Origin of the sequence: Campylobacter sp. CNRCH_2015_1657 (assembly GCF_025772685.1) — a bacterium.
Classification (GTDB): domain Bacteria; phylum Campylobacterota; class Campylobacteria; order Campylobacterales; family Campylobacteraceae; genus Campylobacter_D; species Campylobacter_D lari_D.
Map to the genome: position 1 here is coordinate 82,715 of NZ_JAKMSO010000001.1, position 15,328 is coordinate 98,042.

20 protein-coding genes are annotated in these 15,328 nt (G+C 29.7%); 19 read left to right on the top strand and 1 reads right to left on the bottom strand.

The features are described 5' to 3' along the window. Positions 1-828 (top strand): formyltetrahydrofolate deformylase, encoded by an 828-nt coding sequence (gene purU, locus L8X27_RS00425; RefSeq protein ID WP_133318739.1) that lies wholly within the window; start codon positions 1-3, stop codon positions 826-828. A gap of 24 nt (positions 829-852) precedes the next feature. Here the strand turns inward: purU and glnA are convergent, their stop codons facing one another. Further along, positions 853-2,283 carry a type I glutamate--ammonia ligase gene (gene glnA / locus L8X27_RS00430; protein WP_263671280.1) on the bottom strand — a complete coding sequence of 477 codons (1,431 nt, stop codon included), beginning with the start codon at positions 2,281-2,283 and terminating at the stop codon, positions 853-855. A gap of 214 nt (positions 2,284-2,497) precedes the next feature. On the opposite strand from glnA, the gene L8X27_RS00435 reads away from it, so the two are divergent. The 18 genes from L8X27_RS00435 to L8X27_RS00520 all read left to right on the top strand — a co-directional run bounded on the left by L8X27_RS00435 (position 2,498) and on the right by L8X27_RS00520 (position 15,286). Continuing rightward, the gene (locus L8X27_RS00435; protein WP_263659057.1) at positions 2,498-3,205 is read left to right on the top strand and encodes a protein phosphatase CheZ; all 708 of its coding nucleotides are present in this window, start codon (positions 2,498-2,500) and stop codon (positions 3,203-3,205) included. Next, entirely contained in the window at positions 3,202-4,458 is a 1,257-nt protein-coding gene (locus L8X27_RS00440; RefSeq protein WP_263659058.1) for a peptidase U32 family protein, read from the top strand. Before L8X27_RS00435 ends, L8X27_RS00440 begins: the two co-directional genes overlap by 4 nt. Continuing rightward, a complete protein-coding gene (purE, locus tag L8X27_RS00445; RefSeq protein ID WP_133318743.1) occupies positions 4,455-4,949 on the top strand; it encodes a 5-(carboxyamino)imidazole ribonucleotide mutase in 495 nt (164 codons plus the stop codon). The genes L8X27_RS00440 and purE overlap by 4 nt, the downstream gene beginning before the upstream one ends. Before the next feature lie 9 nt (positions 4,950-4,958). After that, entirely contained in the window at positions 4,959-5,465 is a 507-nt protein-coding gene (locus tag L8X27_RS00450) for a DUF3972 domain-containing protein (RefSeq protein ID WP_220566839.1), read from the top strand. Continuing rightward, positions 5,462-6,322 (top strand): glycine--tRNA ligase subunit alpha, encoded by an 861-nt coding sequence (gene glyQ, locus L8X27_RS00455; protein WP_263659059.1) that lies wholly within the window; start codon positions 5,462-5,464, stop codon positions 6,320-6,322. Before L8X27_RS00450 ends, glyQ begins: the two co-directional genes overlap by 4 nt. Beyond that, entirely contained in the window at positions 6,312-7,037 is a 726-nt protein-coding gene (locus L8X27_RS00460) for a Nif3-like dinuclear metal center hexameric protein (protein ID WP_263671281.1), read from the top strand. Before glyQ ends, L8X27_RS00460 begins: the two co-directional genes overlap by 11 nt. A gap of 11 nt (positions 7,038-7,048) precedes the next feature. After that, positions 7,049-7,768: a zinc ribbon domain-containing protein gene (locus tag L8X27_RS00465; RefSeq protein WP_133318747.1), complete on the top strand. Its 720-nt coding sequence runs from the start codon at positions 7,049-7,051 to the stop codon at positions 7,766-7,768. Beyond that, positions 7,765-8,949, top strand: coding sequence for a lipid IV(A) 3-deoxy-D-manno-octulosonic acid transferase (gene waaA, locus L8X27_RS00470; RefSeq protein ID WP_263664396.1), 1,185 nt, complete (start codon positions 7,765-7,767; stop codon positions 8,947-8,949). The genes L8X27_RS00465 and waaA overlap by 4 nt, the downstream gene beginning before the upstream one ends. Then, complete coding sequence (locus L8X27_RS00475) at positions 8,930-9,682, top strand: pseudouridine synthase family protein (protein WP_263660109.1); 753 nt, start codon at positions 8,930-8,932, stop codon at positions 9,680-9,682. Before waaA ends, L8X27_RS00475 begins: the two co-directional genes overlap by 20 nt. 64 nt (positions 9,683-9,746) lie before the next feature. Then, positions 9,747-11,084 carry a signal recognition particle protein gene (gene ffh, locus L8X27_RS00480; RefSeq protein ID WP_263671283.1) on the top strand — a complete coding sequence of 446 codons (1,338 nt, stop codon included), beginning with the start codon at positions 9,747-9,749 and terminating at the stop codon, positions 11,082-11,084. A 71-nt stretch (positions 11,085-11,155) separates the two neighbouring features. Continuing rightward, positions 11,156-11,383 carry a 30S ribosomal protein S16 gene (gene rpsP, locus L8X27_RS00485; RefSeq protein WP_012661702.1) on the top strand — a complete coding sequence of 76 codons (228 nt, stop codon included), beginning with the start codon at positions 11,156-11,158 and terminating at the stop codon, positions 11,381-11,383. A gap of 2 nt (positions 11,384-11,385) precedes the next feature. Then, positions 11,386-11,631, top strand: a complete 246-nt coding sequence (locus L8X27_RS00490; protein WP_263680946.1) for a KH domain-containing protein — start codon at positions 11,386-11,388, stop codon at positions 11,629-11,631. Beyond that, a complete protein-coding gene (gene rimM, locus L8X27_RS00495; protein WP_263680947.1) occupies positions 11,621-12,145 on the top strand; it encodes a ribosome maturation factor RimM in 525 nt (174 codons plus the stop codon). Before L8X27_RS00490 ends, rimM begins: the two co-directional genes overlap by 11 nt. Then, positions 12,142-12,846, top strand: a complete 705-nt coding sequence (gene trmD / locus L8X27_RS00500; protein ID WP_263660985.1) for a tRNA (guanosine(37)-N1)-methyltransferase TrmD — start codon at positions 12,142-12,144, stop codon at positions 12,844-12,846. Before rimM ends, trmD begins: the two co-directional genes overlap by 4 nt. 11 nt (positions 12,847-12,857) lie before the next feature. After that, positions 12,858-13,214, top strand: coding sequence for a 50S ribosomal protein L19 (rplS, locus tag L8X27_RS00505; protein ID WP_012661698.1), 357 nt, complete (start codon positions 12,858-12,860; stop codon positions 13,212-13,214). Between the two features lies 1 nt (position 13,215). Next, entirely contained in the window at positions 13,216-13,569 is a 354-nt protein-coding gene (locus tag L8X27_RS00510) for a cupin domain-containing protein (RefSeq protein WP_243705616.1), read from the top strand. Positions 13,570-13,622: 53 nt separating this feature from the next. Next, positions 13,623-14,963, top strand: a complete 1,341-nt coding sequence (locus L8X27_RS00515; RefSeq protein ID WP_263680949.1) for a class II 3-deoxy-7-phosphoheptulonate synthase — start codon at positions 13,623-13,625, stop codon at positions 14,961-14,963. After that, entirely contained in the window at positions 14,957-15,286 is a 330-nt protein-coding gene (locus L8X27_RS00520; protein ID WP_263660106.1) for a Spx/MgsR family RNA polymerase-binding regulatory protein, read from the top strand. The genes L8X27_RS00515 and L8X27_RS00520 overlap by 7 nt, the downstream gene beginning before the upstream one ends. The last annotated feature ends 42 nt before the right edge of the window (positions 15,287-15,328 follow it).

The window sequence follows — 15,328 nt, forward strand, 5'->3', positions numbered from 1 at the left end:
ATGAATGAGTATATTTTAAAAATTTCATGCAGCGATGAAAAAGGATTGATTTATAGAATTTCAGATGTTATTTTTAAATATAGAATCAATATTATAAAAAATGATGAATTTGTTGGAGAAAATCGTTTTTTCTTTAGGGCGCATTTAGAAGGTGAGCTTGATATAAAAGCTTTTAAAGGAACGCTTGAAGCTATGCTTCCTGATAATGCACAAATTGAAATTACCTCAAAAAGAAAAAAAGATATTATTGTTTTAGCTACTAAAGAAACTCATTGTTTAGGTGAGTTACTTATCCGTCAATTTAGTGGAGAATTTAATGCAAATATTAAGGCAGTTATTGCAAATTATGATGTATTAAAACCTTTAGTGGATAAATTTAACATACCTTTTCATACTATTTTAGCACAGGATTTAAGCAGACAAGAGCATGAAAAAAAACTACTAGAGTGTTTAAAACAATATGAGTTTGATTATATTGTTTTAGCAAAATATATGAGAATATTATCTCCATCTTTTGTAGAGAATTTTGAGGGAAAGATTATTAATATCCACCATTCTTTTTTACCTGCATTTATAGGAGCTAATCCTTATAAGCAAGCTTATGAAAGAGGGGTAAAGATTATAGGCGCAACAGCACATTTTGTAAATAATAACTTAGATGAGGGGCCAATTATTACCCAAGATGTTATACCAGTTACTCATGAATATTCTTGGCAAGCTATGCAACAAGCAGGGCGTAATGTAGAAAAAAATGTTTTTTCTAAGGCTTTGGATTTAGTGTTTGATGATAGGATTTTTATATATGATAATAAAACAATAGTATTTTAATCTTGATGCTAAAAAGCATCAAGATTAGCATGAATAGCAAGTTTTAAACTCATATGCAGTTGGTCTAGCTTCTACAGGCCATACTTGGGTTTCAAATTTCATATGTTGATAATCATCAATAAATACATCACTCATAACAGGCTTTAAGAAGGCATTTTTTCTAATGAGTGCTTCCAAAGATCCTCTTAAAGTGTGAGGTAATTGCTCTATACCTTTTTCTCTAATTTCATCTAGGGTTAGTGCAAATAAATTTTCATCCATAGGACCTACCGGTATGGTTTTATTTTTAATACCATCAAGTCCTGCCATAAGCAAGCTTGTAAAAGCTAGGTAAGGATTGGAAGTGCTATCAGGAAATCTTATTTCAACTCTTGCGCTTTTTTCATTAATACCATAAGGCACGCGACAACTTGCAGAGCGATTTTGGCAAGAATAAGTTAGTATGCAAGGTGCTTCAAAACCTGGAACTATTCTTTTATAAGAATTTGAACTAGGATTGGTAAATGCAGCAACACTTCTTGCATTAGCTAAAATTCCACCGATGTAATTAATCGCATATTCACTTAATTTTCCATATCCTTCTTTATCATAAAATAAATTTACTTCATCTTTCCAAAGGCTCATATGCACATGCATACCACTTCCATTATCTCCATAGAGTGGTTTTGGCATAAAGGTCGCTGTTTTTCCATTTAAATGTGCTACCATTTTAACTACATATTTATAAATTTGTACATTATCAGCAGCTTCAACTAAATTCCCAAATTCTACACCAATCTCAGCTTGTCCTTGTGCTACTTCATGATGATGTACGAAAGTTTTTAAACCAACTCTTTCTAAAACTTGTACCATTTCAGCTCTAATATCCACACTAGAATCAATAGGACTTACAGGAAAATATCCACCTTTATTTCTTGGGCGATGTCCACTATTGTAACTATCTGTAAAATCTTTATTATCATTCCATTCACCTTCTTCAGTATCTACTTCATATTTTGCACAGTGAGAAGAATCAACTATTTTTACATTATCAAAAATAAAAAATTCATTTTCAGGACCAAAATAAGCAGTGTCAGCGATATTGCTTGTGCTTAAGTGTTGCATTGCTTTTTTAGCAATACTTCTTGGGCATTTTTCATACATTTGATCTTTGTAAATATCATATACATCGCAAATTACTATGATAGTAGGATCAGCTGTAAAAGGATCTAAAAACGCACTTTTCACATCAGGTTTTAAAATCATATCTGATTTTTCTATAGGCTGCCAACCATGCAAAGAGCTTGCGTCAAAAGGAATTCCGTTTTCAAAGGTTTTATCATCAATTGCTTTTATATTATAAGTGATGTGATGCCAAGTGCCTATCATATCAGTAAATCTAAAATCAACAAATAAAACTTCATGTTCTTGACAATAACTAAAAAACTCATCAATGTTATTTACAAATTTACCCATTTTTTCTCCTTTTTATTTTTTGGGTTTTTTAATTTATTTTATAGATTGTAGTATATTTTTTTTAAATTAAGTTTAAATTAATATTTTTTTTATAATCAAATTAAAAAAAAGATTATTTTGTGTAAAAAAATAATTAATTGGTAAAATTAATGTTGATTTATATTTTTTTGTAATATAATCTCGCATTAGTTTTTTTATTAAAAAAGGTGTAACAATGACTCAAGAAGAATTAGATGCTTTAATGAATGGCACTGAAGACTTAGATCTTGATTCTGTAGAAGAAACAGAAGAAAAACCAGATACAGATTATGAAGATGAGGAAAAAAATAAGCAAATTGTTAATGATATGATTAATGGTGATTATAAAGCAAGAGCGGATATGGCTTGGCCACCACCACCACCTAGTAAAGAACATAAAGTTGTACATCAACTTGATGATGTTACAAGAGATAGTGAAATAAAAGCCACAGAGATGATGGAAAAATTAGAAGCTATTAACGACTTTTTTGCAAATTCTGAGAGTGATCTTTGTGTAATCAGTGATGCTTTAAATAAAAATATAGAAATTTTTGAAAAATTAAATGCAAAATTTCCTAATGTGGTAAGCTTTAAAGAAGCTATTGAAATAAATAACAATGCTAAAAATATCATAGATGAGATTACAGGTTGTTTGCAAACTGGACAAGATGAAGTTATGATGGCAATGGATGCTATGCAATATCAAGATATTCATCGTCAAAAAATTGAGCGTGTTATTAATGTTATGAGAGCTTTAAGTAGATATATGAGTAGTTTGTTTGAAGGTAAAATTGATGATGAAAAACGCGTGGGATCTGCTGTGCATATCGAAGGAGATACAACTGCAGATGTTGTAAGTAATGATGATATTGAGGCATTAATCGCAAGTTTAGGAAAAAAATGATTATTCCTGAAATAGTAGCTCCTGCAGGTAATTTTACAAAATTAAAAATAGCTTTAGCTTATGGAGCTGATGCTGTTTATGCAGGAGTGAGTAATTTTTCATTAAGAGCAAGAACTGCTAGAGATTTTAATTATGAAACTTTTAAAGAAGCTATTGAGTACACGCATGCAAAAGGAAAAAAAATTTATGTAACGATTAATGGATTTCATTTTAGCTCTCAAATTGAAGGTTTGAAAAGGCATATTTTAAAATTAAAAGAAATGAAACCCGATGCTTTTATAGTAGCTTCTGTAGGTGCTATGCGTTTGGTTAAAGAGCTTGCACCTGAAATCAATCTTCATGTATCAACCCAAGCTAATATTTTAAATTACTTAGACGCTCAAGTTTATAAAGATATGGGAGCTAAGCGTGTTGTTATAGCAAGGGAACTTGGTTTAAAAGATGCAAAAGATTTGAAAAATAATTGTGACATAGAACTTGAAAGTTTTGTCCATGGTTCTATGTGTTTTGCGTATTCTGGCAGATGTTTGATAAGCTCAGTGCAAAGTGGACGCATGAGTAATCGTGGATCATGTGCAAATGATTGTAGATTTAACTATGAACTTTATGCAAAGAACCCAGAAACTAATACACTTTTTAGACTTGAAGAAGATGAGAATGGCACGCATGTGTTTAATTCTAAAGATTTAAATTTAAGCTCGTATATTCAAAAAATTATGCAAGAAGATTGCATTCATGCTTTTAAAATAGAAGGAAGAACGAAAAGTGAGTATTATGTAGCTTTGACTACAAGAACTTATAAAATGGCAGTGCAAGATGTATTGCAAAATACTTTTGATGCGGCTAAGTATGAAAAAGAAATTTATACTTTAAAACACAGAGGTTTTACAGATGGATATTTAGTTTCAAGAGCTTATGAAAAAACCGATTCAATAAATCATAATACAAGTATAGAAGAAGGAACCCATCAAGTGCATGCTATTAGCGAAGATGGTGAATTTTTTAAATGTAAGGGTAAGATAGAATTAAACAAAGAATATGAAATTCTAGCTCCGGTTGATTCTAATATAGAATTAGGGGAAAATAAACTAGGTTTAGTATATGAAAATGAAGGAAAAAAATTCATAGTGTTTAAACAATTATTAGCAAAAAACAATAAAGAATTTAGTGAAATTCATAGTGGTAATGAAAATGAAATTACTTTGCCATTTAAACTTCCAGAATTTAGCTTTTTAAGAAGGAGTGTTGAATGAAATTTGTTTCCATATTGATGGGAAGTAAGAGTGATTATGATATAGTAAAAGAAGCTTTAGGAATTTTGGAAAAATTTGATGTAAAATATGAAGTCTTGATCACTTCAGCTCATAGAAGCCCTCAAAGAACCCAAGAATACATCAAAAATGCTGAAGAAAAAGGTGCAAAAGTATTTATTGCTGCAGCGGGTATGGCAGCTCATTTAGCAGGAGCTGTTGCAGCACATACAACAAAACCTGTTTTAGGTATACCTATGCCAGGAAGTAATTTAGCTAGCATGGATTCTTTATTTTCTACTGTGCAAATGCCAAGTGGAATTCCTGTAGCAACTGTGGCTATAGGTAAAGCAGGGGCTATTAATGCAGCTTATTTGGCAGTGCAAATTTTAGCAATAGAAGATGAGTCTTTAGCGCAAAAATTATTAGAAGATAGACAAAAACAACAAGAAAAATTAATCCAAGATTCTAATACAATTGAAGTTTTTCTTTAAGGAGCGTATATGCAAACTTACTTGGAATTAAAAGAATTTTGTCAGTTAGTTCATTTATCCGAAGATGTTGTAAAAGGAATGATGGCAAATGGTGCTTTAAATTTCAAAGAAGAAGAAGGTAAAATTTATATAGAAGCTAATCAAGGTACTTTTAGTGTAGTTCCTTCAAGTTCAAAGCAACCTGCTATGGTAAATTCTATGACCTTGGCAGGAGAAAGTTTTGTAGAAAAAACTATAGGGACTATTTTAAATTTACATGAAAAAGTTCTTGATGCTAAGGATGAAACCTTAGAAGCTTTAAAGGGTGAAAATAAATTTTTAAAAGATGCTCTTTATTCTATGCAAGAGCTTTATGATGAGGATAGAAAAACTATAGAAAATCTTAACGAGCAACTTAAATATGCGCGCAATGAAGTTGAATTTCTAAAAAGAAAATATAAAATGATGTGGAATAAAACAGTGGAATTATATGCAAATTCGCCTGAGAAGTCTGAAGAATTAAAGGAAGAAAAATGACTTTTTCTCAAATGATTTTAAATTTACAAGAATTTTGGCAAAAGCAAGGTTGTGCTATTATGCAACCTTATGATTTTCCAGCAGGTGCAGGGACTTTTCACCCGGCAACTTTTTTAAGAAGTTTAGGTAAAAAACCTTGGGCGGCTGCTTATGTAGCACCAAGTAGAAGACCAACTGATGGAAGATATGGTGAAAATCCTAATAGGTTGGGTGCTTATTATCAATTTCAAGTTTTAATTAAACCAAGTCCTGATAATATCCAAGAATTATATTTAAAAAGTTTAGAAAATTTAGGCTTTGATTTGAAATCACATGATATTCGTTTTGTTGAAGATAATTGGGAAAGTCCAAGTTTAGGTGCTTGGGGTTTGGGCTGGGAAGTTTGGCTTGATGGTATGGAAGTTACACAATTTACTTATTTTCAACAAGTTGGTGGTATAAGCGTAGATTTAGTTAGTGCTGAAATTACTTATGGCTTGGAAAGACTTGCAATGTATTTACAAGATGTAGATAATGTATATGATATAGTTTGGAATGAATTTAACGGCGAAAAAATTACCTATAAAGATGTTCATAAGCAAGGCGAGTTTGAATTTAGTAAATATAATTTTGAAGTAAGTGATGTAAAAACTTTAAATGTACAATTTGAAAATGCTTACAATGAGTGTAAAAATGCATTAGATGCAAAACTTGCTTTACCAGCATATGATTATTGTATGTTAGCAGCACATACTTTTAACTTGCTTGATGCAAGAGGAGCTATTTCAGTAACTCAAAGACAAGATTTTATGCTTAAAATTAGAGAATTATCTAAAAGTTGTGCTTTAGTATATAAAGAAAGTTTAGATGAAAATTAAAGAAATTTATGATTATTTAGATACTATTAGTCCATTTAATACGCAAAGTTCATGGGACAATAGTGGTTTATTGCTTGGAAATTTCGATCAAGACATAAATAAGATTTATCTTGCGCTTGATGTAGATATGCATTTAATTGAAAATGCAAGCGAAAATTCACTTTTTATAGTCCATCATCCTTTAATTTTTAAATGTTTGAAGAATTTAAGTGGAGTGCTTTATCCGCAAAATCTTCTTACAAAAATGATACAAAAAAATATAGCCTTGATTGCTATGCATACAAATTTTGATTTAAGTCATTTAAATACTTATTTTACTAGCGAAATTTTGGGTTTTAAGATCAAAGAACAAAATGAATTTTTGATCTATTGTGATGTAGATTTTCAATTAGATACATTAGTTGATCATGTTAAAAAGTGTTTAAAACTTAATCATATTAGGGTTGTTAATGCTCATCAAGAAAAAATAAAAACTTTAGCAATATGTACAGGCAGTGGTGGAGATTTGATTTCTAGTGTAAAAGCAGATTGTTTTTTAAGTGGGGATTTTAAGTATCATCAGGCTTTAGAAAGTTATCATAATAAACTCAATTTGATTGATATAGGTCACTATGAAAGTGAGTCATACTTTGGTGAAATTTTAGCAAAAGATTTGCAAAAATTTCATTTAGAAGTTATAATATCAGTTTCAAAAAATCCATTTCAATATTTTTAAGGAAAAAATCAATGAATAAATATTTAGAACAACTTATAGCTTTATCGCAAATTGATAAAGAGTTAGATGGTTTTGCAAATAAAGTAGAAGATGCTACAAAGGATTTAAAAGAAAAGCGTAATTTGCTTGATAAAACTGAAGAAGAAATTGCAGGTTTTGAAAAAGATATTAAAGATATAGAAAATCAAAAAATACAAAACAATAACCATATTGCAGAATTTGGTGTGAAAATTAAAGAAATAGCCAAAAAAAGTGCTGCAGTGAAAACTGAAAAAGAAGCAAATGCTTTAAAAATCGAAGAAGATATAGCTAAAGAGCAACTTGATGCAGCAAATGAAGAGATAGAAAGATTAGATAAAATTTTAGAAAACAAAGAAAAATTTATACAAGAATTGCAAACTAAGAGAACTGAACTTGAAAATGAAGTGGATCAAATAGATGCTCAAACAAAAGTTGTATTAGTTGATATTGAAAAAGAAAGATTAGAGATTTATGATAAAAAAGTAAAGCTGGTTGGCGAAATAAATCAAAAAGTTTTAACTTTTTATGAGAAAATTAGAAAATGGGCGGGAAATAGTGCTGTAGTTCCTGTGAAAAAACATGCTTGTTATGGCTGTTTTATGAGAATTTATGATAAAACTTATTTAGCAGTTTTAAAAGGTGATGAAATCGTAACTTGTCCGCATTGCGGAAGAATTTTATATAAAGAAAAAGAAGAAAATCAAAATTGATTTTTTTTTATTACATTTTTGCTGTGATTATATATGTAATCGCAGTTCCTTTTTTGTTGATTTTAAGTTTTTGTAAAGAAAAATATAAAGCGTCTTTAAAATCTAGATTTTTTCTTTATAAAAACTTAAAACAAGAACAAGGGGATATATATTTTCATGCTTGCTCCTTTGGGGAGATTAAAAGCATTGTTCCCTTAATAAAACTTTTTCCAACTTGTAAAATTTCAACTATCACGCAAACCGGATTTAATGAAGCTTTAAGACATTCTAAAAAAGTAAATTTTTTACCATTTGAAATTTTTATACCATTTTGGATGAAACCTTGCAAAGTTTTGATTATTTTTGAAGCAGAGCTTTGGCTTATGCTTGTATTGATGGCTAAATTTTATAATGCAAAAGTTATTTTATTAAATGCTAGGATTAGTGATAGATCTTTAAAAAACTACAAGCGTTTTAGCTTTTTTTATCGTTTGATTTTTAAATATATTGATGTTGTGTTTGCGCAAAGTCAAAAAGACAAAGAAAGGTTAGAGTGTTTGGGTGCTAAAAATGTTGCAGCATATAAAAATATCAAAGCATATATAAAACAAGAACAAGTGAAAAATTATTCAAAACCTAAGGCTAGGGTTATTATATTTGCTAGTACGCATGAAAATGAAGAATTATTATTGCTTAATGAGATTAAACTAGAAGAAAATGATAGATTAATTATCGCTCCAAGACATCCGGAGCGTTTTGGCGAGGTTGAGGGGATTTTAAAAGATTTTTGCCAAAAAAATCATTATAATATGCAAAAATTTTCAGACTTTACTTTAAGTGAAAATGATTTTGCAAATTTTTTTAAGACCAAGTGCTTATTACTAGATACTTTGGGTGAGCTAGAAAGTTTTTATAAGATTAGTGATGTGGTTTTTTTATGCGGCTCTTTTGTAAATAATATAGGCGGGCATAATCCTATAGAGGCAGCTAGATGGAATAATGTTATTATCTCAGGGAAATATTATTTTAATCAAGAAAGTTTATATCAAGAAGTTGATGATTTGTATATTTGTGAGAGTGTAAAAGATATAAATGATTTTTTAAAGCAAAAATTATCACAAGCACGAGTCAAAGAGCAAAATGATTTAAATGAAGTTATATTAAGTATAAAAGAAGGTTTAGATGCAAGAAAAAGCTTATAAATTGCTTGCAATGCAAGAAAAAATTTCCAATAATGCAGCAAAAGATTTGATTGATAAAGGTTGTGTTTTTGCTATGGGAAAAAAGGTTGTTATAGCTAGAGCTTTGATGAGCTCAAAAACAAGATTTGTCGTGCAAAAAATAAAAAAAGCAAAAATACTTTTTGAAGATGATAAAATCATAGCTTTAAATAAGCCTTATGGGGAAATTAGCGAGAATTTAGAAGGTGTTTATAATGCTAAATTAATTAACAGGCTTGATAAAGAAACAAGCGGGGTTTTGCTTTTAAGCAAAGATGAGGAATTTAGACTAAAATGCATTCAAGAGTATAAAAAACAAAATGTTCATAAAAGCTATTTAGCTATTGTCGATGGAGTAATTGCTGAAGAACTTGAAATTTGTGAAAAAATAACTACTATAAAAAATAAATCCGGAGCTTTTAGTAAAATCGATAAATTTGGCTTAGAAGCTCATACTCAGGTTATACCTTTAATGGTAAATGCAAAAAAAACTTTAATAAAAGCAGTCATTAAAACAGGTAGAACACATCAAATCAGAGTGCATTTAAATCATATAAAACATGGTATTATTGGCGATGAAAAATATGCAAAAAATAGCTCTTCTAGAATGTATTTGCATTCTTATGAAACGCATATTTTTGATTATCAATTTAAAGCTTTACTTGATGAGAGTTTTAATGCTTATGGTTTTGAAATAAAAAATTTAAATTTTTAAAGGCGTTTAAAGCTAAAAGGGTTTATAATTTAGCTTTTTAAAATTTTAATAAAGGGAAAATAAAGTGTTTGAAATAGTTAGTGAGTCATTTAAATCCGCGGTTAATAAACTTCGTTTTGTTGATGATGAAAAAGCTTTAAAAAATGCTCTTGACACTTTAAAAAAAGCCCTTTTAAAAGCAGATGTACATCATAAAGTTACGAAAGAATTACTCACTTTAGTAGAAAATGATGTAAAAACTAATGGCATAGGCCAAAAGCAATTTTTAGACTCAATTAAGAAAAATTTAGAAGAAATTCTTAGTGTTAAAGGTAAAAATCAAGGTTTTGTATTTGCTAGTAAGCCACCTACGGTTGTTTTGATGTGTGGTTTGCAAGGTGGTGGTAAAACTACTACTACGGTAAAAATTGCTAATTACTTAAAACTAAGAAATAAAAAAGTATTAATTGCTGCATGTGACTTGCAAAGATTAGCTGCGGTAGAGCAATTAAGACAACTCACTCAAGCTAATGAGCTTGATTTATTTTTTATAGAAAATGAAAGTAATCCTTTAAATGTAGCTAAACAAGCTTTAGAAAAAGCAAAAAATTCTATGTATGATGTTTTGCTTGTAGATACTGCCGGCCGTCTGGCAATTGATATAGCTTTGATGAATGAGCTTAAAGAAGTAAAAGCTATTTTAAATCCTGATGAAGTATTTTATGTAGCTGATGCTATGAGTGGTCAAGATGGAGTTAAAACAGCAAGTAGCTTTAATGAAGCTTTAGAAATCACTGGGATTATTTTAAGTAAATTTGATGCAGATACTAAAGGTGGTGTTGCGTTAGGTATAGCTAAACAAATTGGTGTGCCTTTAAGATTTATTGGTGTTGGTGAGAAAGTAGCTGATTTAGAAGTATTTATCCCTGATAGGATTGTTAATCGTATCATGGGTGAGGGTGATTTGGCGACTTTGGCTGAAAAAACTGCCGCTATTATAGACGAAAAAGAAGCAAAAAAACTTAATAAAAAAATCAAAAAAGGTGAATTTAATTTCAATGACTTTTTAAATCAAATGGAAAGTGTTAAAAAACTTGGTAGTATGAAATCAATCATTGGTATGATACCTGGTTTATCATCTATGGCAGCAAATATTAAAGATATTGATTTGGATAATTCTAAAGAAATTATTCATATTAAAGCAATGATTTCATCAATGACGCCAAAAGAAAGAGAAAATCCTGATTTGTTAAACAACGCAAGAAAGCGTCGTATTGCAGAGGGTGCTGGTTTATCTCAAATGGAAGTAAATCGCTTTTTAAAACAATTTAGTAATGCGGCTAAGTTGGCAAAAAAATTTTCAAACAAAAAAGGAATGGAAAATTTTATGAATATGTTGCAGCAAGCTAAAAGACCGCAATAATTAAAGCTTTTTTATGGATATATGAGTTAAAATATCTATAACAAAATTTTAATTTTTTTAGGAGTATTAAAATGACAGTAATCAGACTTACAAAAATGGGACGCAAAAAAAGACCATTTTATCGTATAGTTGTAACTGATAGTAGAAAAAGACGCGATGGTAGTTGGATAGAAAGCATTGGATATTATAATCCTATGGTTGAACCTGAAGTAGTAAAATTTGATGCTGAGCGTTTAGCTTATTGGAAGAGCGTAGGTGCTAAATTAAGCGATAGAGTAGCAGCTATTACAAGCAAGTAAAAATGGTTGAAAATTTTTTAAGAGAATACGCAAAATTAATTGTTGATTTTCCTGAAAAAGTTGATATACAAAAACGAAATTTAGAAAACAATTTTGCTGAAATTATCATTTATGTTGATCCAACTGACACTGGTAAGTTGATCGGAAAAAATGGGAAATTAATCAACGCAATAAAAACAGTTATTATGGCTTATAAAGTTAAAGATGCAACTTCATATCGTATAACGGTAAAAGCTATTGAAGAATGATTTGGTCCAAGTTGCTAAACTTGGGAAAAGTGTTGGTTTGAAAGGTTATGTAAAATTACATAATTTAAGTGATTTTTATGAGCAGTTTAAAGCAGGTGCTAAATTTTTTGATGGTAATCAAAAAATTTACACCATAAAAGCTTTCGATAAAACAAGATCTTTGGTTTTATTTGAAGGTTTTGAGAATTTAGAATCTGCAAAAAAACTAACTAATATTACACTATTTCAAAGCATAAAAACTACAAAAGAAACTTGTAAGTTAAAAAAAGATGAGTATTTTTATTTTGATATTATAGGCTGTGAAATTTTTGAAAATGAACAAAAATTAGGTATAGTTGAAGATATTTTAGAAAATGGAGCTGGATTTTTATTCTGTATAAAATGCGATGAAAAACTACAGACAAAGGTTAAAAACTTTTATATTCCTTATGTTGATAAATATATTCAAAAAGTTGATATAGAAAATAAAAAAATATTCACACAATCTGCTTTAGATATTTTAGAAAATTCATGAAATATACTTTTGTAAGTTTATTCCCAGAGCTTATTGAGCCTTATTTTAAAACTTCTATTTTGGCAAGGGCAAAAGAAAAAGGAATTTTAGAATTTGATTTTGTTAATCCTAGAAATTTTACTACAAATAAACATCTAAAAGTAGATGATTATAAAATAGGCGGTGGTGCGGGACTTTTATTACAAGCTCAGCCTTTATATGATTGTTTAACGCATATTAAAAGCCAAGATAAAAATACGCATTTTATTTTTCTTTTACCATGTGCTAAAACTTTTAAGCAAATAGATGCTAAAAGATTAAGCATCAAAGAGCATATTTGTTTTGTATGTAGTAGATATGAGGGTTTAGATGAGCGTATTGTGGAAGAATTTGCTAATGAAGTGTTTTCTATAGGAGATTTTATACTTACAGGTGGAGAGTTAGCATCTTTGGTGATGTGTGATGCTATTAGTAGAAATATTCAAGATGTTCTCGGAAATAGTGAAAGTTTAAGTGAGGAAAGTTTTGAAAATGATTTATTAGAGGCACCATCATTTTCTAAGCCATTTGTTTTTGAAAAGGAAAATAAAAAATTTTATGTTCCTTCAGAGTTTTTAAAGGGAAATCACGCTAAAATAACAGCTTTAAAAACTACTTTGGCGTCTTGCAAAACGAAATATTTTCGTCCTGATTTGTATCAAAAGCATGAACGCAAATTTTAAGGAATATCGTTATGAAAAATAAATACATTGAGCAATTTGAGCAAAAACAAATTGAAGGTAAAAATGTTCCAGAATTTCGTGCTGGAGATACTTTAAGACTTGCTATTCGCATTAAAGAAGGCGATAAAACAAGAATTCAAAATTTTGAAGGTATTTGTATAGCGCGTAGAGGAAATGGTGTAGATGAAACTTTCATTGTGCGTAAAATAGGCGCTAACAATGTAGGTGTTGAAAGAATTTTCCCTATTTATAGTGAAAGTTTAGAAAGTATTACAGTATTAAGAAGAGGTCGTGTACGCCGTGCTAGATTATTCTATTTAAGAGATAGAAGAGGTAAGGCTGCTCGTATTAAAGAACTTAAAAAATAAAATGAAATTTAGAACTCAAATGCATGAAGTAATTTCTTGGGAACAAGAAATTGAAAATGGCATAAATATATCTAAAAAAATAGAAAATGCTTATGCTAAGGAAATATGCATAAATATGTCAAAGGATAGCTTTATGAAAGATCATAAAGCACCTTTTGATATTACTATACAAGTATTAAAAGGCTCTATTGATTTTGGAGTTTTAAATCAGCAAATTCTACTTAAATCTTTAGATAGCATTAGTTTAAAAGCTAATGAAATTCATAATCTTTTAGCACTAGAAGATTCTATAGTGCGTTTAACTCTATATAAACAAGATAGCCTTGAACGCGTTGAGAGTGTTTTGAAATCTTAATTTAAGTCTCATTTTGTATAATTTTAGCTTACTTAAAATTAGGAAGTTAAGCTATGAAATGGACTAAAGATTCTTGGAAAAATTATAAAATTCAGCAACAGCCGCAATATCCTGATGAAAATGAACTACAAGATGTTGTTAAAAAATTAGAAAAATTACCACCACTTGTTTTTGCAGGTGAGGTAGATAAGTTAAAAAAATCTCTTGCTAATGTTGTAAATTCTCAAGCATTTTTACTCCAAGGAGGAGATTGCGCAGAGAGTTTTGTAAATTTTGGTGCTGATAATATAAGAGATATGTTTAAAGTTATGCTTCAAATGGCCATAGTGCTTACTTTTGCAGGATCTTGTCCTATCGTTAAAGTAGGGCGTGTTGCAGGACAATTTGCAAAGCCAAGAAGTAGTGATTTTGAAGAAGTAGATGGAGTAACACTTCCAAGTTATCGTGGGGATATTATTAATGGTTTTGAATTTAATGAAAAATCAAGAATAGCCGATCCTAAAAGAATGTTAGAAGCGTATTATCAAAGTGCTACAACTTTAAATTTATTAAGAGCTTTTTCAAGAGGTGGTTTAGCGGATTTAAGAGTAGTGCATAAGTGGAATTTGGGTTTTTTAAAAAAAGCAGAGCTTGGGAAAAAATATAATGAACTTAGTGAAAAAATCACTCAAGCTTTAGCTTTTATGCAAGCTTGTGGTATCACTGATACCCCAAATCTTTCCCAAACAGCCTTTTATACTTCCCATGAAGCCTTGCTTTTGCCTTATGAAGAAGCTTTAACTAGAGTAGATAGTTTAAGCGGGGAAATTTATGATTGTTCAGCACATATGCTTTGGATAGGTGAGCGTACTAGAAAAGCAGATGAAGCACATGTGCATTTTTTAAGTGGAGTAAAAAATCCACTCGGTGTTAAGCTTAGTGCTAATTATGATTTAGATGAAATAAAAAAGCTAGCAAGTATTTTAAATCCGCATAATGAAGCAGGAAGATTAAATTTCATCATCCGTATGGGATGTGATAAGATAGAAAATGCCTTGCCAAAATTATTTAAAGAGTTAAAACAAGAAGGGTTTAATATACTTTATAGCATAGATCCTATGCATGCAAATACGGTTAAATCAGGTAATTTTAAAACAAGAGAATTTGATAAAATTATTCAAGAAGTGCGTGCGTTTTTTGAGATAGCTATGAGTGAAGGAGTGTATCCTGGTGGGGTACATTTGGAAATGACAGGGCAAAATGTAACAGAATGTGTAGGAGGCTCTTTAAATATCACTCAAGAAGAACTTTCCAAACGCTATGAAACACAATGTGATCCAAGATTAAATGCTGACCAAGCTTTAGAATTAGCATTTATCATAGCAGACTTAGTTAAAAAGGCAAGAAAATGTTAAAATTTTATGGTATTAAAAATTGTAATAGTGTTAAAAAGGCCATGGATTATTTAAATTCTAAGCAAATTGAATTTGAATTTTTAGATATTAAAAAGCTAGATGAAGAAACTTTAAATTTTTGGCTTAGCAAAAGGAGTGTTTTAGAGCTTGTAAATACAGCGGGTATGAGTGCTAGAAAATTAGGGTTAAATAAAGAAAAACTTCAAAATTTAAACCAAGATGAAATTAAAGTGATGATTTTGCAAAATCCAACGCTTATAAAACGCCCATTAATTATAAAAGATGATGAAGTTTTTATAGCTAAAGAGTATGAGAGTTTTTAAAATGCTAGAGTGAAAAACTCTAGCATTTAGGAGTTTCTCAAA